This is a genomic window from Pseudomonas sp. GL_135 (assembly GCF_057834665.1).
On the sequence record NZ_CM174408.1, the window covers coordinates 1,844,922 to 1,867,497 of the forward strand.

22 protein-coding genes are annotated in these 22,576 nt (G+C 61.0%); 7 read left to right on the forward strand and 15 right to left on the reverse strand.

The window, feature by feature from the left end; genetic code table 11:
* Positions 1–123: 123 nt before the first annotated feature.
* From AC3ISG_RS08415 to AC3ISG_RS08425, 3 genes are read left to right on the forward strand one after another with little or no spacing between them, the layout of a single operon-like run.
* Positions 124–594 (forward strand): cytochrome c-type biogenesis protein, encoded by a 471-nt coding sequence (locus AC3ISG_RS08415; RefSeq protein ID WP_489299477.1) that lies wholly within the window; start codon positions 124–126, stop codon positions 592–594.
* Complete coding sequence (gene ccmI, locus AC3ISG_RS08420; RefSeq protein WP_489298969.1) at positions 591–1,796, forward strand: c-type cytochrome biogenesis protein CcmI; 1,206 nt, start codon at positions 591–593, stop codon at positions 1,794–1,796. The genes AC3ISG_RS08415 and ccmI overlap by 4 nt, the downstream gene beginning before the upstream one ends.
* A gap of 30 nt (positions 1,797–1,826) precedes the next feature.
* Positions 1,827–2,255 (forward strand): hypothetical protein, encoded by a 429-nt coding sequence (locus tag AC3ISG_RS08425; RefSeq protein ID WP_122622861.1) that lies wholly within the window; start codon positions 1,827–1,829, stop codon positions 2,253–2,255.
* Between the two features lie 1,033 nt (positions 2,256–3,288).
* Here the strand turns inward: AC3ISG_RS08425 and AC3ISG_RS08430 are convergent.
* The 4 genes from AC3ISG_RS08430 to AC3ISG_RS08445 all read right to left on the reverse strand — a co-directional run bounded on the left by AC3ISG_RS08430 (position 3,289) and on the right by AC3ISG_RS08445 (position 8,117).
* Positions 3,289–4,290, reverse strand: coding sequence for a sulfate ABC transporter substrate-binding protein (locus AC3ISG_RS08430; RefSeq protein ID WP_489298970.1), 1,002 nt, complete (start codon positions 4,288–4,290; stop codon positions 3,289–3,291).
* A 134-nt stretch (positions 4,291–4,424) separates the two neighbouring features.
* Positions 4,425–5,291 (reverse strand): ion transporter, encoded by an 867-nt coding sequence (locus AC3ISG_RS08435; RefSeq protein WP_489298971.1) that lies wholly within the window; start codon positions 5,289–5,291, stop codon positions 4,425–4,427.
* A gap of 45 nt (positions 5,292–5,336) precedes the next feature.
* Complete coding sequence (locus AC3ISG_RS08440) at positions 5,337–6,218, reverse strand: urea transporter (RefSeq protein WP_489298972.1); 882 nt, start codon at positions 6,216–6,218, stop codon at positions 5,337–5,339.
* Between the two features lie 267 nt (positions 6,219–6,485).
* Positions 6,486–8,117: a methyl-accepting chemotaxis protein gene (locus AC3ISG_RS08445; protein WP_489298973.1), complete on the reverse strand. Its 1,632-nt coding sequence runs from the start codon at positions 8,115–8,117 to the stop codon at positions 6,486–6,488.
* Positions 8,118–8,659: 542 nt separating this feature from the next.
* Here AC3ISG_RS08445 and AC3ISG_RS08450 point away from each other — a divergent pair.
* On the forward strand, positions 8,660–9,058 hold the full coding sequence (locus tag AC3ISG_RS08450; protein ID WP_489298974.1) for a response regulator: 399 nt from the start codon (positions 8,660–8,662) through the stop codon (positions 9,056–9,058).
* 2 nt (positions 9,059–9,060) lie between these two features.
* Here AC3ISG_RS08450 and AC3ISG_RS08455 read toward each other — a convergent pair whose 3' ends face one another.
* Positions 9,061–9,669 (reverse strand): TetR/AcrR family transcriptional regulator, encoded by a 609-nt coding sequence (locus AC3ISG_RS08455; protein WP_489298975.1) that lies wholly within the window; start codon positions 9,667–9,669, stop codon positions 9,061–9,063.
* Between the two features lie 224 nt (positions 9,670–9,893).
* On the opposite strand from AC3ISG_RS08455, the gene AC3ISG_RS08460 reads away from it, so the two are divergent.
* Complete coding sequence (locus AC3ISG_RS08460; RefSeq protein WP_065988731.1) at positions 9,894–10,118, forward strand: hypothetical protein; 225 nt, start codon at positions 9,894–9,896, stop codon at positions 10,116–10,118.
* 111 nt (positions 10,119–10,229) lie between these two features.
* Here the strand turns inward: AC3ISG_RS08460 and AC3ISG_RS08465 are convergent, their stop codons facing one another.
* The 8 genes from AC3ISG_RS08465 to puuE form a co-directional block, all read right to left on the reverse strand.
* Positions 10,230–10,988 carry a COG4705 family protein gene (locus AC3ISG_RS08465; RefSeq protein WP_489298976.1) on the reverse strand — a complete coding sequence of 253 codons (759 nt, stop codon included), beginning with the start codon at positions 10,986–10,988 and terminating at the stop codon, positions 10,230–10,232.
* Positions 10,989–11,198: 210 nt separating this feature from the next.
* On the reverse strand, positions 11,199–11,987 hold the full coding sequence (locus tag AC3ISG_RS08470; protein ID WP_122622634.1) for an outer membrane protein OmpK: 789 nt from the start codon (positions 11,985–11,987) through the stop codon (positions 11,199–11,201).
* A gap of 349 nt (positions 11,988–12,336) precedes the next feature.
* Entirely contained in the window at positions 12,337–13,692 is a 1,356-nt protein-coding gene (locus tag AC3ISG_RS08475) for a nucleobase:cation symporter-2 family protein (RefSeq protein WP_272633859.1), read from the reverse strand.
* 145 nt (positions 13,693–13,837) lie between these two features.
* Positions 13,838–15,172: a urate hydroxylase PuuD gene (locus AC3ISG_RS08480; RefSeq protein ID WP_489298977.1), complete on the reverse strand. Its 1,335-nt coding sequence runs from the start codon at positions 15,170–15,172 to the stop codon at positions 13,838–13,840.
* A gap of 48 nt (positions 15,173–15,220) precedes the next feature.
* The gene (locus AC3ISG_RS08485) at positions 15,221–15,724 is read right to left on the reverse strand and encodes an ureidoglycolate lyase (RefSeq protein ID WP_346626677.1); all 504 of its coding nucleotides are present in this window, start codon (positions 15,722–15,724) and stop codon (positions 15,221–15,223) included.
* A gap of 157 nt (positions 15,725–15,881) precedes the next feature.
* Positions 15,882–16,877, reverse strand: a complete 996-nt coding sequence (gene alc, locus AC3ISG_RS08490) for an allantoicase (RefSeq protein ID WP_489298978.1) — start codon at positions 16,875–16,877, stop codon at positions 15,882–15,884.
* A gap of 41 nt (positions 16,878–16,918) precedes the next feature.
* Positions 16,919–17,434: a 2-oxo-4-hydroxy-4-carboxy-5-ureidoimidazoline decarboxylase gene (gene uraD / locus AC3ISG_RS08495; RefSeq protein WP_205482748.1), complete on the reverse strand. Its 516-nt coding sequence runs from the start codon at positions 17,432–17,434 to the stop codon at positions 16,919–16,921.
* On the reverse strand, positions 17,431–18,357 hold the full coding sequence (gene puuE, locus AC3ISG_RS08500; protein ID WP_489298979.1) for an allantoinase PuuE: 927 nt from the start codon (positions 18,355–18,357) through the stop codon (positions 17,431–17,433). The genes uraD and puuE overlap by 4 nt, the downstream gene beginning before the upstream one ends.
* Before the next feature lie 398 nt (positions 18,358–18,755).
* Between puuE and uraH the strand changes: the two genes are divergently transcribed.
* Positions 18,756–19,109: a hydroxyisourate hydrolase gene (uraH, locus tag AC3ISG_RS08505; protein ID WP_272633870.1), complete on the forward strand. Its 354-nt coding sequence runs from the start codon at positions 18,756–18,758 to the stop codon at positions 19,107–19,109.
* A 100-nt stretch (positions 19,110–19,209) separates the two neighbouring features.
* Here uraH and AC3ISG_RS08510 read toward each other — a convergent pair whose 3' ends face one another.
* A complete protein-coding gene (locus AC3ISG_RS08510; protein WP_122622641.1) occupies positions 19,210–19,836 on the reverse strand; it encodes a LysE family translocator in 627 nt (208 codons plus the stop codon).
* A gap of 110 nt (positions 19,837–19,946) precedes the next feature.
* On the reverse strand, positions 19,947–21,293 hold the full coding sequence (locus AC3ISG_RS08515; RefSeq protein ID WP_489298980.1) for an NCS2 family permease: 1,347 nt from the start codon (positions 21,291–21,293) through the stop codon (positions 19,947–19,949).
* Between the two features lie 358 nt (positions 21,294–21,651).
* Between AC3ISG_RS08515 and AC3ISG_RS08520 the strand changes: the two genes are divergently transcribed.
* Entirely contained in the window at positions 21,652–22,416 is a 765-nt protein-coding gene (locus AC3ISG_RS08520) for a GntR family transcriptional regulator (protein ID WP_192174191.1), read from the forward strand.
* Positions 22,417–22,576: the final 160 nt, after the last annotated feature.

Here is a 22,576-nt window from a genome sequence, read left to right on the forward strand (position 1 = left end):
GGCGATGGAGCTTTCGTGGGAGCCGAGCTTGCTCGCGAAGGCGTGAGTTCAGCCCATGGAGATGTGGTGAATGTTAAGGCCTCTTCGCGAGCAAGCTCGCTCCCACAGGTTGGGCTGCGTTGGATTCAGCGGCTGGCGGCTGCTGCGGTATTGGCGTTGGGCTTTGCAGGGGTGGCCCAGGCGGCGATTGATGCGTACACCTTCAAGGACGACGCCGAGCGGGCTCGCTACACCGAACTGACTCGCGAGCTGCGCTGCCCGAAATGCCAGAATCAGGACATCGCCGATTCCAACGCGCCCATCGCGGCCGACCTGCGCAAAGAAATCTACCGCATGCTTGGCGAAGGCCAAAGCAATCAACAGATTATCGATTTCATGGTCGATCGCTATGGCGAGTTCGTGCGTTACAAGCCCGAGCTCAATGCCCACACCTGGCTGCTCTGGTTCGGTCCGGCCGGGCTGCTGCTGGTTGGCGCGGTGTTGATTGGTGTGATTGTCGTGCGCCGTCGCCGCTCAGACCGCGAAGACGCCGACGTGCTTTCCGACGAGGAGCGTCAGCGCCTCGCCCACTTGCTGGATAAAAACCGCGAATGATCGATTTCTGGATGGCCGCCGGCCTGTTGTTGCTGGTGGCCCTGAGTTTCCTGCTGATCCCGGTGTTGCGCGGCCGTCGCGCGCAGACTGAAGAAGATCGCACCGCCCTCAACGTCGCCTTGTATCAGGAACGCATCACCGAGCTGCAGACGCAGCAGGAGGAGGGCGTGCTCTCGGCGGCGCAACTGGACGGCGGCCGTGCCGAGGCTGCCCGTGAATTGCTCGCCGACACCGAAGGCGTGGGTCCCGAGCGGGTGTCCCGCCTGGGCAAGCCGCTGCCGTTGCTCGCCGCGATTCTGGTCCCTGTATTGGCGTTGGGCCTGTATCTGCACTTCGGCGCGTCGGACAAGGTCGAGCTGACCCGGGAATTTTCCCAGCCACCGGGTTCGCTGGCGCAGATGACCGAGCGCCTGGAGCGCGCGGTCAAGGCACAGCCGGATTCCGCCGAGAGCGCTTATTTCCTCGCCAGGACTTACATGGCCCAGGATCGCCCGGCCGACGCAGCGCGGATGTTCGAGCGCGCGGCCAAGCTGGCCGGCCGTCAGCCCGAACTGCTGGGGCAATGGGCCCAGGCGCTGTATTTCGCCGGCAACAAGGCCTGGAGCCCGCAGATTCAGGGGATTGCCGAAGAGGCGCTGAAGCTGAATCCCAAAGAAGTCACCAGCCTGGGCCTGATGGGGATCAACGCCTTCGAAAGCCAGCAGTTTGATCAGGCGGTGAGCTACTGGACGCGGTTGCTGGCGGTATTGCCGCCGGACGATCCCTCCCGCGGGGCGCTGGAAGGCGGGATCAAACGCGCCAGTGACAAGCTCGTGCAAACCGGCGGCACGCTGGAAAACACCCCGCCGGTGGCGGTGCAGGGCGCGCGTCTGAAAGTGCGTGTCACGCTTTCGGAGACATTGAAAGCCAAAGTGCAGCCAGGCGACACGGTGTTTGTGTTTGCCCGTGCAGTGTCAGGGCCGCCGGCGCCGCTGGCGGTCAAGCGCGTGACTGTGGCTGACTTGCCGGTGGAAGTCGAGCTGACTGACGCCGACGCGATGATGCCGCAGCTGAAACTGTCGAACTTTGCCGAAGTCCAACTCGTGGCTCGGGTGTCCCGTGTCGGTCAGCCCACAGCGGGCGAATGGGTCGGTCGTAGCCAGCCGTTGCCGAGCAACGTGACGGCGCTGCAGGCCCTGACCATCGACAGCCCCGATCAGTAATCCCGTTAACGCAGCGAGTAGAGAGTCCTTATGTATCGCGTCGCCCGTTTTGCCTTGTTGACTCTGGTGGTGGGATTGACCGCAGCCTGTGCGGTGCAACATCCGGGGTCCCGGAGCTCCGAACAGAGTTCCGAGCCGATCCCGACCATGCCCGGCCCGTCGCCGACCCCGCAGCCCGGCACCCCGCGCACGGCGCCGCAGACACCGCCGTCGACGCCGATTCCCGCACCAGGTCCGAAAACTTCTTCACACTTCGCCCCGCCGCCGGGTGGCAACAGCCACTGGGATGCGCGCCTGGGTGTGCATGTGCTGGATAACGTGCCGAATACGTTCTACCGCCAGCGCACCTATTACCGCTGGAACAACGGCTGGACCTGGTCGACCTCGCCAAGCGGGCCCTGGCAGGAGACTGATGCCAGCGGTGTGCCGCCGGGGTTGAGCAAACAGTTCGGTAATTGAGTCTTGCTGCGGCGAGATCAAGATCAAGATCAAGAGCGTCTGCCTGGGGGCAGACTGTTTCGCCTTCGGCGACTTACTTTTGAAAAGCACCAAAAGTAAGCAAAAGTGCCTGCTCCTGGTTGGGCTCCTCCTTCGTCGGAGTACCTTCACTCCGGTCTCGCTCCGTGGGCCCGCCGCCATCCGCCATCCATGGCGGGGGGCGGCTCTCGCGGCATCCATGCCGCTCGGCCCACTCCGCGAGACCTGCGTTCAGCCTGCACCCAAGTCGCGTTTGGTGTCGTCTGAACGTTATGTGTATGAAGATCAAAAGCGCTTAGTAGGACCGGCTTTAGCCGGGAAGCCTTTGATCTTGATCGTCCCCACGCTCCGCGTGGGAATGCACCCCCTGAGCTCCGCGTCACCGGTCTCACTGGCTGCACGCGGTGCTTTTTTGTGGGACCGGCTTTAGCCGGGAAGAGGCCGGTTTGCTCACCATCAATTCTGATCGTTCCCACGCTCCGCGTGGTAACGCCGCCCCGCACGCTCCGCGTCCCGCTGACGACGCGCATTCAAGCCGGGTAAGGTGACGCGGAGCGTCACGGGATGCATTCCCACGCAGAGCGTGGGAACGATCAACAATCATCAATTTCGCGGCGTGCCTGCTGACGCTTTCCCGGCTAAAGCCGGTCCTACTGACCGCGCATACTTGTAGGACCGGCTTTAGCCGGGAAGCCGTTGATCTGCCTTCGCTTTTGATCTTCATGCGCATAACGCCCAGACGACACCCATCGCGACTTGGGTGCAGGCTGAACGCAGGTTTTGCGGAGTGGGCCGAGCCGCAGGGATGCGGCGAGAGCGCCGTCAGGACATGGATGTCCGTTCGGCGCGGGCCCACGGAGCGAGACCGGAGTGAAGGAACCCCGAGGGACGAGGGGCCCAACCAGGAGCAGGCACTTTTGCTTACTTTTGGTGCTTTTCAAAAGTAAGTCGCCGAAGGCGAAACAGTCTGCCGTTAGGCAGACGCTCTTGATCTTGGCGTACTAAGCCGAGGGCCTTATTTCGCCGGATAGATCTGATCAAACACCCCACCATCATTGAAGTGGGTCTTCTGCACGGTGCGCCAGTCGCCGAAGGTTTTTTCCACTGACAGGAAATCCACTTTCGGGAAGCGGTCGTTGTACTTGGCCAGCACCGCCGGGTCGCGGGGACGCAAGTAGTTGGCGGCCGCGATTTCCTGTCCTTCAGGGGACCACAGGTACTTCAGGTATTCCTCGGCCACCGCGCGGGTGCCTTTCTTGTCGACCACTTTGTCCACGACGCTGACGGGCGGTTCGGCTTCGGCGGACACGCTCGGATAGACCACTTCGAACTGATCGCGACCAAACTCGCGGGCGATCATTTCCGCTTCGTTCTCAAAGGTCACCAGCACGTCGCCGATGTGGTTGGTCATGAACGTGGTGGTCGCGCCACGGCCGCCGGTGTCGAGCACGGGCACGTGGCTAAACAGCTCGCCGACGAACTTCTTCGCGGCCGCTTCATCGCCGCCGTTCTTCAACGTGTAGCCCCACGCCGAGAGGTAGGTGTAGCGGCCGTTGCCGGAGGTTTTCGGGTTGGGCACCACCACCTCAACGCCATCCTTGACCAGGTCCGGCCAGTCTTTCAGCGCCTTCGGGTTGCCCTTGCGCACGATGAACACCGTCGCCGAGGTGAACGGCGCGCTGTTGTTCGGCAGGCGAGTGACCCAGTCCTTCGGCACCAGCTCGCCATTGTCGGCCAGCGCGTTGATGTCGGTGGCCATGTTCATGGTGATGACATCGGCAGGCAGGCCGTCGATCACCGAGCGCGCCTGCTTGCTCGACCCGCCGAAGGACATCTGAATCGTCGCGTTTTCCTGATGCTCGGCGCTCCAGTGTTTCTGGAATGCAGCGTTGTAGTCCTTGTAGAAATCGCGCATCACGTCATACGACACGTTGAGCAACGACGGCGCGGCGGCCTGTGCAGCGCTGCCCAGAGCCAGTCCTGCGGCGAGCAGGGAAGCGGCGAAGATTTTTTTCACTGTGAATTCCTTGTGGCGTTGAGCAGGGGGCGTTTAGTGATTCGCTCTTGGAAGAGCCGTTGTTATAACCAGGCAAGATGGCCAATGGCTGGCGACTATAACCAAAGTCCCCAGCGGCCCAATAGATCAAAAACTCATGTGCTTATGTCCCGTTGCACGTCTGCCGGTGCAGGCATCGCGCCGAGCTTGGGAAACAGCGCATTGCCGCAGCGCGAACAGAACGCCGCGTTGGGTTCATGGGCGTTCTTGGCGCAGACCGGGCAGTCGTGCTGCAGCTGATCGCCGCGCATGGCATTGGCCAGCTCGGCAGTGAAAATCCCCGTGGGCACGGCGATGATCGAGTAACCGGTGATCATCACCAGCGACGACAGAATCTGCCCGATCGGCGTCTTTGGCACGATGTCGCCAAAGCCCACCGTGGTCAGCGTGACGATCGCCCAATAGATGCCCTTTGGAATGCTGGTGAAGCCGTGCTCCGGCCCTTCGACGACGTACATCAGCGTGCCGAACACCGTCACCAGCGTCGACACGGTGGCGAGAAACACAATGATCTTCTGTTTGCTGCCCCGCAGGGCCGCCAGCAAATAGTTGGCCTGTTTCAGATAAGGGCTGAGCTTGAGCACGCGGAAGATCCGCAGCATCCGCACTACGCGCACGATTAGCAGGTACTGCGCGTCGCTGTAATAGATCGCCAGGATGCCCGGCACGATCGCCAGCAAATCGATCAGGCCGTAGAAGCTGAACGCGTACTTGAGGGGCTTGGGCGAGCAGTACAGGCGCACCAGGTACTCGACCGCGAAGATGAAGGTGAAGGTCCACTCGATCCAGGCCAGCGGCGTCGCGTAGTTGCGGTGGACGGCTTCGATGCTGTCGATGATCGCCACGAGCAGGCTGCAAAGGATGAGCACCAGCAGGATCTTGTCGAAGCGTCGACCGGGTTTGGTGTCACTCTGAAAAACGATGATGCGTAGCTGTTCGCGCCAGCTGATGTTGCTGTCCATGGGGTCGTTCCGCGTGCAAGGTCGGCAGAGCGTGGGACAAAGCGCTCAGGAGCGCAACCTGTCATCACCGATAGCCTGACGCAGCAGCCGGGTGCTGGCCTGCACCAGCCAGCAGGCCAGAATGAACGGCGCGGTGAGGGTCTCAAGCCCCATGGCTGAAAACCCCGGCTGCAGCAGAATGGACAGCGCGATGGCGCTCGCCGGGAGCCAGGGTTTGTGCCGCGCCTGACTGAAGGCCAGTCCGGCCAGCGCCGGGTTATAGCCGGACAGGCCGGGCAGCGGCAAATCGTGCTGCGACTGCCACAGCACGAAGGCGACGCCGCTGATGCAGCCGATAAATGCCCAGAGCGCGGCGCGCCGATTGGCGATCAGCAGCCCGACACCGATCAGCAGCCCAGCCAGCGGATGATCAAGCAGAAACACCTGACCAAAACCCAGCGGCAGCGCGTGGATCGGACTTACGTCTGCGACGCCGGCTGAAGTCGGCTCGATAAACATCAATAACAACCAACCAAACAGCACGAAGGGCGCAGTGTAGGCGTTGAGGCACGTAGCGCGCGGCGTGCGTTCCAGCCAGGCGTGCATGAGCATCGCGCTGAGTCCGCCGCAGGCAATGGTCAGCAGCGGCACCAGTGGCGACCATTCGACCTGGGAACCGATTAACAGCCCGAGCAAAATGCCGTTGTAGCTATAGAGCCCGTCCTGGCGCCTGCTTTTTAAGTAGCCGCGACGTTGCGCCGTGAGCAAACCGGCGACGGCACCCAGCAGCGCGCCGCCCAGGGAGGAGGGCGCGCTGATCAGAATCGCCAACAGACAGAAAACCCCGCAGACGGGGCTGCGTTGCAGCAGCACCTGACTGAAACCGTTGAGTAAGGCTTCGGCCCAGTCAGGGCAATGGTGGGGCGATGCGGTGGGAATGGTTGGCATATATGTATTCAATAACTGTATTTATTGTATACATAATGACTTGAGGTACGTAGTTCAGCAAGGTTGTAGGCAAGCTACATCCGCTTCATCGCCACTCTCGCTGACACACCGCATATCCCTGTAGGACCGGCTTCAGCCGGGAAGGCGTCAGGCGCCACACCGCAAAATTGATCGCGTCGAAACGGGCCTCTTCCCGGCTAAAGCCAGTCCTACGAAAACGCCGCATGCCCCTGTGGGACCGGCTTCAGCCGGGAAAGCGTCAGGCGCTCAAACCCGAAACTGCCGCAACAACCCATTCAGCTGTTCACTCAACCCCTTGAGCTGATGGCTCGCCGCGCTGGATTGTTCCGCCGCCACCGCCGTGCTCTGGGACAACTGCGCCGCCTGGGTGACGTTCTGGTTGATGTCTTCCACCACATGGGATTGCTCAAGGGTCGCGCTAGCAATGGAGGCGTTGAGGCCGTTGAGGTTGCGCAGTGCCTGGCTGATCGAGGTCAGGCTCTGGCCGGCCAGGTTGGCCTGTTCAATCGTCAGCTGCGAAGAACGACTGCTGTCGGCGATTACTTTTACCGCAGCGTCCGAATGGGCTTGCAGGCGCTCGATCATCGCCTGGATTTCCGCCGTGGATTTCTGCGTGCGCTGGGCCAGCAGGCGGACTTCGTCTGCCACCACGGCGAAACCACGGCCCTGATCACCGGCGCGGGCTGCTTCGATGGCGGCGTTGAGCGCCAGCAGGTTGGTCTGCTCGGCAATCGAACTGATCACCTCCAGCACGCCGCCGATCTGCGTGCTTTCGCTGGCCAGCGTGCGGATCACTTCCACGGCCTGATCGATCGTCCCGGACAGGTGCCCGATCTGCTTCAGGCTGCTGTCGATGTTGGCCTGACCCTGCTGCGCCTGGGACTCGGCGTTGCGCATCTCGCTGGCGGCGTGCTCGGCGTTCTTCGCCACGTCCTGCACGCCATAGGTGACCTCATTGACCGCCGTGGCCACCTGCTCCATCTGCAACGACTGCTGCTGGCTGCGTTCCTGGGCTTGTATCGCATTGCTGCCCAGCTCACTGGACGCCTGACCAAGGCCGACGGCCGAGGATTGCAACTCGCTGACGACGCCACGCAACTTGGCGGTAAACGCATTGAAGTGCCGGGCCAGTTGGGTGACTTCGTCATTGCCCTGGGTTGCCAGGGTGCGGGTCAGGTCGCTTTCCCCACTGGCAATGTTGGCCATCGCCTCGACGGTGGCCTTGAGCGGGCCGGCGATGCTGCGCGCGATCAGAATCAACAGCAGCGCCATGATCAGAATGATCCCGGCACTGATCGACAGCGCCTTGACCACCTGCTTGTAGAACTCGGCCTGCACGTCATCGATGTACACGCCGGAGCCGATGATCCAGCCCCACGGCGCGAACAGCGAAATATAGGAGGTCTTGCCGACCGCGTCAGTGGCGCCGGGCTTGGGCCAGCGGTAGTTGACCATGCCGGCGCCTTTGGCCTTGGCCAGGGTCACCATCTCGTTGAAGACCTGAAAGCCGTCCGGGTCCTTGATGCCCGAAAGGTCCTGGCCCACCAGTTTGGGGTTGGCCGGGTGCATGATCATCACCGGGCGCAGGTCGTTGATCCAGAAGTAGTCGGTCTGGTTGTAGCGCAGCCCGCGAATGGCATCCATCGCCTGCTGCTGCGCTTGTTCGCGGGTGAGGGTCCCGGCGGTTTCCAGGCCATGGTAGAAATCGAGCAGGCCGCTGGCGGTCTGCACCACGTGCATGGTCTTGATGGTTTTGGCTTCGTACAAATCGTCGTGGATCTGCTTGAGCATCGCCGCCGCCAGTGTAAACAGCATCACCACGGCGACGATGAGAATCAGCCACAAACGCCGGCTGATCGAGAGATTGCGCATATTCATGATCGTCACTCCGCTTCTTTATTCTTCTTGTTCGGGCAGGCTGCCCTCTTAACGCTTGCACGACAGCGCATTGACCGGCGCCCTTTAACGAAGGGAAGCCACGGTGTCATTAAGCATCTCGGCCTGACCGGTATAAACCTGAGCAAGGACGCAGGGGACTGACACAGGTATAGCGAAAGGCTTACACGACCTGAGGAACTTGGCTCTAGGTTGTGACACGTGCTCGCGGTACATTGGATCCATCAACTGCAGCAACGGACCGCTGCAGGATCAAGGACGATCGACCGTTGCCAGGCATTGGCGGCCAACAGGAAGTTGGACGGTGTTGCACAAACCCGCTTCGGCGGGTTTTTTATTGCCTGCGATTTGGCGAACACCCTTGTGTACCCATTCATTTGCGAAATCTGTACAACGTTTCGACCAAATGTTGCTTCCCGATGGAATTTCCGGCGCTTGCGCCGCTCACAGTACGGACTACACCCGAGTCCAGGACAGGGCCGGCCGGGCAGGCATGGGAAATAATTATTGTGGATGTGGCGCAAATGGCAGCAGACGTACCAAACATGGGACTCATTCTGGTGGTTGAGGACGAGGAAATCATTCGCGAGTTTGTGTGCGAGATCCTCGAGGATGAAGGCTTTACCACCCGTGCGCTGGAGACTGCAGATGAGGCGGCGAAGTACCTCGAAAGCAACTCCGGCGAGGTGGCGCTTCTCCTCACCGATATCCTCATGCCGGGTACCTTGAACGGTGCCGACCTTGCGAACCTGTCAGGCGACAAGTATCCGAACATCCCGATCCTGATCATGTCAGGCCACGAGACGCCCGAAAGCTCTGGCGTCGTCCATCCGGTCGTGTTTATTCGCAAGCCCTGGAGCTTCGGCCAGCTGTTACAAGGCGTGAACAAGGCCTTGGGCTATGACAAGGAGGAAAGCTACTGACCTTAGCGGTCTGGCTCACACCCTTTAAGCACCAGCCGGATGATGGTCTGGGCGGCATCTTCGTAATCAGCGTCGTCCAGACTCGCTTTGCCTGTCACCGTGGAAATCTGCCAGTCGAAGTCGGCATAGGTCTGGGTTGCGGCCCAAATGCTGAACATCAGGTGATGGGGGTCGATCGGCGCAATAAGGCCGTCATCGATCCAGCCCTGAATGCATTCGATGTTGTGTCGAGCCTGTCCATTCAGTTGCTCCACTTGCTCGGGTGTCAAATGCGGCGCGCCGTGCATGATCTCGCTGGCGAACACCTTTGAGGCGAAGGGCAGGTCGCGAGAGATGCGGATCTTCGAGCGGATGTAGCTCGTCAACACCTCGGCCGGCACGCCCTCACGATTGAACGGCGTCGACGCCTGCATGATCGGCTCGATGATGCTTTCGAGCACCTCGCGATACAGGTTGTCCTTGGACTTGAAGTAGTAATACACGTTGGGCTTGGGCACACCCGCCTTGGCGGCGATGTCGCTGGTCTTGCTGGCGGCGAACCCCTTGTCGGCAAATTCCTCGCTGGCTGCGCGCAGGATCAGTTCTTTGTTGCGCTCGCGGATGCTGCTCATAAACCGGTCTGTCCTTGCCTGCTCGGCGGTGGCGAATGTTAGCACCGGCCTCGCGGCAGGCTCAACATTGTCACTGCCACCCGACCCCGTCCCTTTCCCGCACCGGCTTGCCGCTGTTTCAATGGCGCGCCAGTGGTATTGTGTGGCGGGTTGTACCGGGAGCATTAGCAGAACTGGCGCCTTATCAAGGCTGAACGCGTATTCGGTGGCGAGGTGTCGGCAGCATGAACAGCCCATTGTTTTCCAGCGTCGTTGCGTATGCCCAGCATTGCGAGCGGCAGCTGGTTGAAATTTTGCACCGCCGGCCGACGCTCGACCGGCAGCAGGTCATGACCTGGGTCGACGAGCAGAGTCATGCGATGAAAGACCGGGATCCCCTCGACCTGTTGCGCTCGCTGAACGCGAGGGTGCGAGCGGGCAAGCCGCTGCCGTGGGAAGGGCATTCCTGAGGGGGTGACCCTGGCCGCATTTGCCTGTGCCCGTTGAACCTCAGCCTGTGTAGCGAGGGTTGAAGTGCTTCGGTCCCAGGCAAGCGCGCCTTACTTCGATGGAGCGTGTCCTTACTTGTCGCTGATTACCGCATAGGCCGTCGCGGGCTTGCGGTTGTAATACATGGCGGCGCCCACCAGCAGCACCAGAATGCCCAGCAGTACCATCGAAGAACCCACCGTGCCGAAGTCCAGCCCGCCTTTTTCATGGGGTTTGGTCAGCACGTCGCCCAACGTTGCGCCGAACGGGCGAGTCAGCACGAAGGCGATCCAGAACAACGCCACCGAAGACAACCGGGTGGTGTAGTGAAGCACCACGACCACGGCAATCGCCGAACCGATCAGCAGTGCCCCGCCCATGAAGCCCAACCCCGAGTCATCCGCCAGGAAGTCGCCCAGCGCAGTGCCCAGGGTGTTCGAGAACAGGATCGCGAACCAGTAGAACAGCTCGGCTTTCAGCGTGGTGACACGGCTGACCGACAAAGATCTTTCGCTCCAGTACCAGGCCGTGAAGATCGCCAGCAGGATCGCCACGAGAATGGCCGAACCTGCCGCATAACCCAGGCCCAGTGTGCGGTCCATGAAGTCGGACATGGTGGTGCCCGCCGTGCTGGTGGAGAGAATCACCAACCAGTACAGCGCCGGGTTATAGCGTTTGGAGGCCAGTTGTGTGATGAGCGTGACGACAAACACGCTGATCAAGATAAGGGAGCTGATCAGATAACCCACGTCGAGCGTCATCGACAGCAAGTCACCTGCTGTTTCGCCTAACGTGGTGGCACAGATTTTCATGACCCAGAACGCGAGCGTGATCTGCGGAAGTTTGTTCATTGTAGTTACCGGGTGGTTCAGACAGGGAGGTTCGAGTGTCTGCCCGACAGTGGCCGACGGTGCCCATGATCCCGGAGCGGAAGTTAAAAATCGGTCGTATCAAAATGAAAAGCGCATGAATTGCCCGGAGCGCAATGCCCCGGACATTCTGCAGTGGACGCCTCGTGCCAAGGGCCTGCGAGGTCTCCCGCCAGCCCCGCGTCGCGGCAATCAGAAAAACACTTTCACCAGCAAACTGGCGGTGTTCTGGTCGGTATCGAAAGAGCGCGTGTCGTTGATGCCGTACTTGTTGCTCCAGTAATCGTATTCGACGCCCACATACAACTGCCGGTCCGGAAGATTAAGCGCCTTGCCCAGGTCGTATTTGATCTGCGGGTTGAAGTGCAGGTTGGAGTGGTAATCGCCTTTGCTGTTGGACTGTTTGTTGTCCACGACCCAGTCCATGAAACCGTCGATGAGAATGTCGGACTTGCCCACCGGAATCGTGTAAGACCACACCGGGGTGATCTGCCAGGCACCGTAACCGGCGCGGTGGCCGTCGTTGTAACGCTTGTAGAAGTTCAGCTGGAAATAATCGAAGCCGGGGATCTTCAAGTCAAAACCCGGGCCGATGAGGTACGACTCGACATCGCCTTCGCCAAACTCGTACGTCGTCGCCAACAACACGTCAGTGATCGGCCCCAGCTGAAACGTCTGATCGAAGATCTTGCCCAGGGACAGGCGAGGGGAAATCTCCCCGTACGTCGATGCATTGCCCAGGCTGCCGTCTTTTTTGCCGTTGTAGCTGATGTAATCGAGGAAGACGAAGTTATCGCCGTATTTCCAGCCATCGGCATGTTCGTAGGTGAACGTCTGCTGGTTCTCAGGGTTCACGGCGAAGTTCTTGCCGTAAAGGTAAGTCAGGCTGTTGCTCTGCCACTGCAGCAGATCACCCGACATGGCAGGCGCGGCGGCCAGCAGGCTACTGGCGGCCATCAGGCTGGAAAGCGTGCGGTTCATGTAAGACTCCCTTGGATTGACGTCGTGGTTTTTTTCGAACGGACGCTCTGTTATGGCGCCTTGGGTTTAATTAACTAAGTTGTCTGTTTGGTCAGCTTTGAGTGAATAGCAAGAGCTGAGCCAACACCTTGAAAAAAGACAAAAAAGTCCTGCCGGCTGTTTAAAGAACAGTCGATTTATCGATGCCGTTTGGAAGATGCACGGGCTGATCGGAGAGTTGTCCGGTCAGTCAGGTTAGTTGCAGTGTTGTTATTGGACTGAATTCGAGCGGCGGCGGAGGATACTGACTCGCGCAGCCGTGCTCAAGTGCTCTGTGACAGCGCACTCCCGTCGAAAACAGGGCAACCCCTCAGTGTGAATGCAGCGGCCCGGCCATCGCTGCACGCTCGGCACCGCCCAGCACGTTGAACAGCAGGTTCAGCAGCACGGCGCTCAATGTCGCCATGGCGATGCCGCTGTGGGTGATCGGCCCCATCCACTGTGGCAACTGGCTGAAGAACTCCGGCCGCACCACGGGGATCAGGCCCATGCCGATGCTCACCGCCACCAGCAGCTGATTACGCCGATCGGCGATGTCCGCCTCCTGGAGGATCTTGATCCCGGTGGCGGCGACCATCCCGAACATGGCGATGGCCGCGCCGCCCAGTACGGCGGGCGGAATCGAGGCCACAAGATAGGCCGCTTTCGGCAGCAGGCTGAGGAGGATGAGAAACCCGCCCGCGACGATAGTCACCGAGCGGCAGCGCACGCCGGTCATCTGCACCAAGCCGATGTTCTGCGCAAACGAGGAGTGGGTGAAGGTGTTGAGAAAGCCCGCAAGAAACGAGGCCGCCGCGTCGCAGAGCAGGCCCCGACGCAGCATGCCGGGCGTGACTTCGCGGTCGGTGATCTTGCCGAGCGCGAGGAACATTCCTGTGGATTCGACAAAGATAATCACCACCACCAGGCACATCGACAGGATCGGCGCGAGGCTGAACTGCGGCAGGCCGAAGTGCAGGGGCGTGACCACCTTCAGCCATTCGGCCTGACCCAGACCACTGAGGTCGACCATGCCGATGAAGCCGGAGAGGATGTAGCCCAGGCCCATACCGATCAGCACCGAGATGTTCACCCAGAAGCCGCGCATGAAGCGGTTGATCAGCAAAATCGTCAGCAACACCAGCGCGGCGACGCCGAGGTAGATCGGGTCGCCGAAGCTCACCGCCTTGCTGCCGCCGCCCGCCCAGTTGACCGCCACCGGAAACAGCGACAGGCCAATCGAGGTGATCACCGTGCCGGTCACCAGCGGCGGGAAGAAGCGCACGATTTTCGACATGAACGGGGCGATCAGCATGCCGAAGAAGCCTGCTGCGATGGTCGCGCCGAAGATCCCCGGCAGGCCGACGCCGCTCATCCCGGCCATCGCCACCATGCTGCCGACGGCGGCGAAACTGGCGCCCATCATGATCGGCATGCGGATGCCCAGCGGACCGATGCCCAGGGATTGCACCACCGTGGCAATGCCGGCGACCAGCAGGTCGGCGTTGATCAGAAAGGCGATTTCTTCCCGGGAAAGCCCGGCGGCCTGGCCGATGATCAGCGGCACCGCAACGGCACCGCCGTACATCAACAGAACGTGTTGCAGGCCCACCAGAATCAGTTGCAGCAATGGCAGGGGCTGTCGTGGCGGCGCGGCAGGGATGCGCGCGTGAGTTGACTCGGACATGCAACACCTCATTTGTTTTTATTTTGGGGTTGAAGCTTTGAATCGGCTGAAGCAGCAAGCTTCAAGCGGCAAGCCTCAAGCTAAAGCGGATCGCGTACTGCCTTGGCTTGTAGCTTGCTGCTTGCAGCTTGCTACTTACAGCTGCTTAGTTCGTCTGTGCCCCTTTATCGATCCATTGCCCCAGCAGGTCACGTTCCTGTTGGGTCATCTGGGTGATGTTGCCCAGCGGCATGATCTGCGCGGTCACCGCCTGGGCCTGAATGCGCGGGGCCAGTTGCTGGATCTGTTGCGGCGTATCGAACATGATCCCGGCCGGCGCGCTGCTGAACAGCGGGCTGGTGGGTTTGGCAGAGTGGCAGACGGTGCAGCGTTCCTGAATCACGCTGTGGACCTTCTCGAAATCCACGCCGCCGCTGCTGGCTTGCGCCGGTTGGGCTGTGACCTCTGCGGTAGGTGCCGGGGCGGCTGCAGGGGCTGGCGCTGGCGCGACCTCAGGCTTCGGCTCATCAGCGCGATGACCGCCAATGGCCGTACCCGGCAGCGGCTGGTACTGAATTTTCTCCGCCACGTCCGGGCCACGGGTCATTTGCGCCGGGCCGGTGACGTAGGCCAGGCAAATCATTCCCAATGCCCCGACCGGCAAGGCCCAGGCGTATTTGTGGCTGTTGTGACGGGTGTTGAAGAAGTGACGCACCAGCACCGCACACACCGCGATCCCGGCCAGAATCAGCCAGTTGTACTGACTGCCATAGGTGCTCGGGAAGTGGTTGCTGATCATGATGAACAGCACCGGCAGGGTGAAGTAGTTGTTGTGCCGTGAACGCAGCAGGCCTTTGGCAGGCAGCGACGGGTCCGGCGTGCGGTTCTCGGCGATGGCGGCGACCAGCGCGCGCTGGGCCGGCATAATGATGCGCAGCACGTTGCCGACCATGATGGTGCCGATGATCGCACCGGTGTGCAGGTAAGCCGCCCGCCCGCTGAACACCTGGCTGAAGCCGAAGCAGGCCGCGATGACCAGCACGAACAGCACCAGGCCCAGCAGGGCAGGACGCTTGCCCAGCGGCGAATCGCAGAGGATGTCGTAGATCGTCCAGCTGGCGATCAATGAGCCGACGCCAATGGCGATGCCTGCGCCACCGCTCAGCGTGCTGCCGGGTGCCAGCAGGTAAAGGGTGGGGTTGGAATAGAACACGATGCACAGCAGCGCGACGCCCGACATCCAGGTCCAGTAGGCTTCCCATTTGAACCAGTGCAGGTCGTCCGGCATGGTCGGCGGCGCCAGTTTGTACTTTTCCAGGTGGTAGATACCGCCGCCGTGAATCGCCCAGAGGTCGCCCGACAGACCGTCACGGGGGTTGGCGCGGTTGAGGTTGTTCTCCAGCCAGACGAAATAAAAGGACGCGCCGATCCAGGCGATCCCGACGATCATGTGAATCCAGCGCACGCCCAGATTCAGCCATTCCATCAGATGTGCAGCCACAGTCTTTACCCTTTGCCTTCCACCGCTTAACGGGTGGTCGGGCCCTTCTTATAGTTGGGGATCGAGAACCATCTTCTGACTCTCTTCGAAGAAATGCTCATCGCAGTTATTGCCACTGCCACTGCGATCAACCACCAGGAAGTCATCCCGCTTTTCGATCGTCAGCACCGGGTGGTGCCAGACGCCGCGATGGTAATTAACACCCTGCCTGCCATTGGTGATGAAGGCGCGGGTCAACTCGGGTTCAGGTGCATCGCCAAGTGGCGCGACCACGACCAGAAAAGGATGGCCGAGCAGCGGAATGAACGCCTGGCTGCCCAGCGGGTGGCGCTCCAGCATGCTGATGGTCAACGGCATCTCCAGCGCCTCGGCGCGGAAGATGCTGATGATCGCCTTGTCGTCCGGCGTCGCCGTTTCAACCTCGGCCAGACGATGGAAGCGCATGGTCGAGCCGTTGTTGATCATGAAATGATCGCTGCCGTCGGTTTCGATGACATCGCCAAACGGGGCGAAGGCTGCCTTGGTCAACGGCTCGATGATCAGTGTGCGCATGCGGGGTCTTCTGTTCATGTTTGGTGGATTGGTGATCGTTCCCACGCTCCGCGTGGGAATGCATCCCCTGACGCTCTGCGTCACCCTGGACGCGGAGCGTCCGCAAAGGGGTTACCACGCGGAGCGTGGGAACCATCAGTCATGAGGGGCCAAGCGTTTACTTCGCAACCTTGCCCAACACCCGCAACCGGCTCACGCCGCCATCCGGGAACACGTTCAGGCGGATATGGGTAATCGGCCCCAGCGCCTTGATCTGCTCGACGAAGGTGTGTTCGGCGTGCATTTCCAGCTTCTGGCTCGGCAGCAGTTCGCGCCAGAACAGGCTCTGGGTTTCAATCTGGCTGTCGGTGCCGCCTTTGACGAAGGCGGCCTGAATCGAGCAGCTGTCCGGGTAGTTGCCCTTGAAGTGCAGGGTGTCGACGACGATCTGCTCCACTTCACCGGGATGCCCCAGCGCCACGATCACCCAGTCATTGCCAGGGGTGCGGCGACGGGCGGTTTCCCAGCCGTCGCCCATGTTCACGCCACGGCCCGGGTTAAGGATGTTGCTCATGCGCCCGAAATGCTCGTCGGAGCAGGCCAGTGCACGACCACCATTCAACGCAGCGGCCAGATCGATCTGCTCGTTGTCACCCACCGCCGACCAGTCCCGATGGGGCACGCCGTACACCCGCAGACGCGCCACGCCGCCGTCCGGGTAGATGTTGAAACGCAAATGGCTATAAGCCTTGGCGTCACCGATCTCGTGGTAATGGTGGCTGTCGCCCTTGAGCTCCACGGCCGGCAACACTTCCGTCCACACGGTGTTTTCGTCCGGCTCGCCCGACGCCAGGAAGCACGCTTCCAGCGAGGCCGATGGCGGGTAGTTGCCGGTGAAGAACGAGGTGTCGATGTCCACGCCCTTGATCGAACCGGCAACGCCCAGACGGATCACTGCACTGTCGTAACCTTCGAAGCGCTTGCGGCGCGACTCCCAGCCGTCCATCCACTTGCCGTTGTCGTCGAACACGCCTTCTTTCCAGACCGCCGGGGTCGGCTGGAACAGGCGGTTGGCGTCGGCGAACCAGTCATCGGTGACGGAAAGGATCTTCGTCCCCAGACGCGCATCGGCCAGGTTGACGAACTTCTCGAAGGGTGCGGCGTAAGCTTTCATTCTTTTTGTCTGCCTTTGGTAGTGGGCGTGGGATCGGTCGGTCAGAGGGCTTGCAGGCGGAACATCGCGATCTTGTTGATCTCGGCGAGGGCGCAGGCGAACTCGGCGTCGGCCGTGTTGTGAATGCGCGTCTCGAAGGCCGCGAGGATCTGATGCCGGTTGCTGCCTTTTACCGCCATGATGAAGGGGAACGCGAACTTGGCCTTGTAGGCGTCGTTCAGCTCGGTGAAGCGCTGAAACTCTTCGGCCGTGCATTGGTGGATACCGGCGCCAGCCTGTTCAGAGGTACTGGCTTCGGTCAGTTGGCCTTGCACGGCGGCTTTGCCGGCAAGGTCCGGGTGAGCGTTGATCAGCGCCAGTTGCGCGGCGTGATCGGCACTCAACAGGATGTCGCTCATGCGTGCGTGCAGCGTCTCGATCTCATCGAGCTCGTGCAGCTGGCCCCGGTCGTACGCCTGTTCGGCAACCCAGGGCGAGTGTTCGTAGATGTCAGCAAAAGCGTGAACGAATTCGTCGCGGCTGAGGGAAGAGGGCGTCAGGGTCTGAAAACGGCTCATTCGGCAGCTCCGTTGAAGGGATGAACCTGGTGCCAATGCTGCGCGATCTCGACGCGACGGGCGAACCAGACCTGCTCGTGACCTTTGACGTACTCAAGAAAACGTCGCAGCGACGCCAGTCGGGCAGGGCGGCCGATCAACCGGCAGTGCAGGCCGATCGAGAGCATTTTCGGCGCCTCGGCCCCTTCGGCGTAGAGCACGTCGAAGGCGTCTTTCAGGTAATCGAAAAAGTCATCGCCCTTATTGAAACCCTGCACCTGGGTGAAACGCATGTCGTTGGTGTCCAGGGTGTAGGGGATCACCAGATGCGGCTTGCCGGTGGGGGTGTTCGGCTCCCAGTAGGGCAGGTCGTCGTCGTAGGTGTCGCAGTCGTAGAGAAACCCGCCTTCCTCCATCACCAGCCGCCGGGTGTTGGGGCCGGTGCGCCCGGTGTACCAGCCCAGTGGACGTTCACCGGTGAGTTCGGTGAGGATGCGGATCGCTTCGAGCATGTGCTCGCGCTCCTGGGCCTCGTCCATGTTCTGGTAGTCGATCCAGCGATAGCCGTGGCTGCAGATCTCATGGCCGGCGTCGACCATGGCGCGGATCACGTCCGGATGACGCTGGGCGGCCATGGCCACAGCGAAAATGGTGAGCGGGATGTCGAATTGCTTGAACAGCTTGAGCACGCGCCACACGCCGGCGCGGCTGCCGTATTCATAGAGCGATTCCATGCTCATGTTGCGCTGGCCCTGCAGCGGTTGCGCGGCGACCATTTCGGAGAGGAACGCTTCGGACTCCTTGTCGCCATGCAGAATGTTGCGCTCGCCGCCTTCCTCGTAATTGAGCACGAACGACAGCGCGATACGGGCATTGCCTGGCCAGCGGGGATGGGGCGGGTTACTGCCGTAACCGATCAGGTCGCGTGGGTAGTCGGCGCTCACTGCAATCTTCCTTATCTAGCCTGTGTTCTGTGGCGGTGGTCGTCAGGGCGATGCATCAAGGTGCCGCGACGGTCGTTGCGATGGTGAGATTGTATACAACTTTATTTACAACTTGTAACCCTGTTTTTTCACTTCCCGCCACTCTCGGCCTCATGGGATCACTGTGCAAGAAACCTGCCTGAGTGGTCAGATATGGCGCTTGTTATCGCGTATTCATCTGGCTTGTGTCGCTATCCGGGGTACGGGGCCGCGGCGGGTGATCAGTGAAAATTTAGGCGATTTTAATTGTGTACAATCTGCGCTCGAACTGTCTTAATCCTGCCCATGTCTTACCGCTGATGCCCTTTTAGGGTGCAGGCCATCTCTTAATCTCTCACTGAATGAGGCAACGACACGCCATGGGACGACTCACCACGCACGTGCTGGACGCTGCACATGGCTGCCCCGGCAGCTCCATCCGCGTTTTGCTTTATCGGGTCGAGGGTGACCGGCTGGAGAAAGTCGCCGAGGCGGTCACCAATAGCGACGGCCGCTGCGACGCACCGCTGTTGCAGGGCGATGACTACCGGTCTGGCGTCTATCAATTGCAGTTTCAGGCCGGCGAGTACTTTCGCGGCAAAGGCGTGCAGTCCGGCACGCAGGCGTTTCTCGATGAAGTGGTGCTGCGCTTCGGCATCGACGCCGGGCAAGACCATTACCACGTGCCACTGCTGATTTCGCCTTACAGCTATTCGACCTATCGCGGCAGCTAGATTGCTGCCGTTTGCTGCTCCCCCTGTTCCTCTTGCCCGCCCACACTGCGGGCTTTTTTTTGCCCTCGGTTTCTGCCCCGAGTTTGTGGCTTTTAAGACGTCAGCGGCTGATCAGGGCGACGGTGCCCGCAGTGCCGAACAGGCCGGCGCTGATGCGGTTGAACCAGGTCTGGCCCTTGCCCGTACGCAGATAGCGGGCCGCGCCTTGGGCGCTGAGGCCGTAGAACAATTTGCAGCTCAGGTCGAGGACGGTCCAGGTGATGATCATGGTGATCAACTGGCCGAAAAACGGCTCATCGGCCTTGAGAAACTGCGGCAGAAAGGCAGCGAAAAACAGGATGTCTTTCGGGTTGCTGCCGCCCAGCACGAAGGCGCGCCAGAACAGCGAGCCAAACGCCGGTTTGCTGGACGCCTCGGGCACTTCGGCGGCGGTGGCGGGCCGGCGCGACTGTTTCCAGCTCTGCCAGGCGAGGTAAAACAGGTACAGGCCGCCGACGATTTTCAAGGCGCTGAACAACTGCTCGGACGCCAATAGCAAGGCGCCCAGTCCCAGGGCTGAAGCGCTGAGCAGGCAGATCGATGCGCAGACGCCGCCGAGGAAGGCGGGGTAGGAGCGCAGCAGGCCGTAATTCAGGCTGTTGCCGATCATCAGCAGTGACAGCGGGCCCGGAATCAGAATGACCACCAACGCCGCGCCGCTGAACAGCAGCCAGGTCTCCAGTGTCATGGGGTGTTCTCCTTGTTTATTCGAAAGCGCAAACGCCGCGGGCTGCGCGGCGCTTCAGGTCATGAGCGGTTACGACTGCCATCCATCAGCAGTGCGGCAGCCGGACAGCGTTACAAAAACACGAACTTGGCGATGAAGATCGCGCAAAGCACCCACAGGCTGATGGAGATTTCCCGGTGGCGGCCTGTGCCGGCCTTGAGCACCACGTAGGTGATGAACCCCAGCGCAATCCCGTCCGCCACCGAAAACGTCAGCGGCATCATGATCGCCGTGACGATCGCCGGAATGCTGTCGGTGGCTTCGTCCCAATCGATGTGCGCCATGCCGCCCATCATCAGCATCGCCACGTAAATCAATGCACCTGCGGTCGCGTAAGCGGGAATCATGCCAGCCAGCGGGGCGAAGAACATCGCCGCCACGAACAGCACGCCCACGGTCACGGCGGTCAGACCAGTCCGACCCCCGGCCGCCACGCCCGAAGCGCTTTCCACGTAGCTGGTGACCGGCGGCACACCGACCATCGCACCGAACACGCTGGATGCGCTGTCCGCCTTCAAGGCCCGCGACAGGTTCTCAATGCGACCGTCTTCGCGCACCAAACCGGCGCGCTGTGCGACACCCATGAGCGTGCCGGCGGTGTCGAACATGTGCACGAACAAAAACGCCAGCACCACGCTGATCATGCTGACGTTGAACACGCCCGCCAGGTCCATGGCCATCCAGGTCGGCGCCAGGCTCGGCGGCATGGAAAAGATGCCGTTGTAATGCACCAGCCCCAGGCCCCAACCGGCCAGCGTCACCGTGATGATGCTGATGAGGATCGCGCCGAACACCCGGTGATAACTGAGCACGGCAATCATCAGAAAGCAGATGGCGGCGAGCAGCGGACCGGGCTCGCGCAACGAACCAAGTTTGATCAGCGTCGCCGGGCTGTCGACCACGATGCCGGCGGTCTTCAGGCCGATCAGCCCGAGAAACATACCGACCCCTGCGCCCATGGCGTAACGCAGGCTGACCGGGATGCTGTTGAGCAACCATTCGCGGATCCGCGACAGGGTCAGGACCATGAAGATCACGCCCGACACGAACACCGCGCCCAATGCCGTTTCCCAGCTGTAGCCCATGGTCCCGACGACGGTGTAGGTGAAGAACGCGTTCAGGCCCATCCCCGGCGCCAGGCCCACCGGCCAGTTGGCGTACAGCCCCATCAACAGACAACCCAGCGCGGCGGCGATGCAAGTCGCCACGAACGCCGCGCCATGATCAATGCCGGCGTCGGCCATGATGTTGGGGTTGACGAAGATGATGTAGGCCATGGTGATGAAGGTCGTGAGCCCTGCCAGCAGCTCGGTTCGGACGGTCGTGCCGTGCAGGCTGAGCTTGAAGAGGCGTTCAAGCAGGCCTTTGCGCGGCAGCGTGAGATCCAGCGGCGTGGCTTCGGTTTTGCGACTTTCCACAGTGAAATCCTCGGGACGTTTTTGTTGTTATGACAAAGCCGGTTGCGGGCTCCAGGAGGCGTGTGGACCTGTCAGGTTGATTTGTTGACTGAAAGGTCAGAAACGTGCACGAAGGGATTATGCTTTTGTATACAAATAATGCAAATAATGTTTTCGATCGTGTACGGAATATTTGGCGGATTGTGTGCATAACGCCCCGTCATTTCCGGGCCTGTGCAGACGGTGCCCGCTGTGTACAATGCGCCATTACTTTTACTGTGACTTTGCCGGGATATCTGCTATTGGTTGCGCCAACAGTGGTCGTACCCGCCCTGATCACGGCAAGGCCCCGCGCCGGATTCTGTTACCACGAGTGCCCATGAACGATCAGTTGCAACCCCTCAAGAAACACTCACGCACGGCCAAGTCCGGCCGTAGCGGCACCCAGGACGACATCGTCTACGCGCACATTTTCGAGGCGATTCTCGAACAGCGTCTGGCGCCCGGCACCAAGCTGAGCGAAGAAGCCCTCGGTGAGATATTCGGCGTCAGCCGCACCATCATTCGTCGCGCATTGTCGCGTCTGGCCCACGAAGGCGTGGTGCTGCTGCGTCCGAATCGTGGCGCGGTGGTGGCCAGCCCGAGCGTCGAAGAGGCACGACAGGTGTTCTTCGCCCGGCGTCTGGTGGAGAAGGCAATCACCGAACTGGCGGTCGAGCACGCCACGGCGGAACAGCTCAGCGAGTTGCGCCAGATGGTCAGCGACGAGCGCGACAGTTTTTCGAAAGGGGATCGCGGGGCGGGTATTCGTCTGTCGGGGGAATTCCATCTGAAGCTGGCGGAAGCGGCGAAAAACGCCCCGCTGATCAGCTTCCAGCGCAGCCTGGTCTCGCAGACCTCGCTGATCATCGCCCAGTACGAAAGCGGCAACCGCTCGCACTGCTCGTACGATGAACACACCCAGTTGATCGACGCCATCGAAGCCCGCGACGCTACCCTGGCGGTGAACCTGATGATGCATCACATGGATCACATCGACAGCAAGCTCAACCTCGACGAAGACAGCGCCTCCGACGACCTCCATGCTGTGTTCTCGCACCTGATGCTGCCGAAGAAAAAAGCAGGGCGCAGCACCGCGGTCTAACCCCGCCAGTTCGCCGCACAACCTGTGGCGAATATACCTTTGGAGGAAGCACAGCATTCTGGGCAAGCACATCACTTGTGGGAGTGGGCTTGCTCACGAATGCTGCGGCACAGCTGACGGATTGGTGTTGGATGTACCTCAGTCTTCGCGAGCAAGGTGG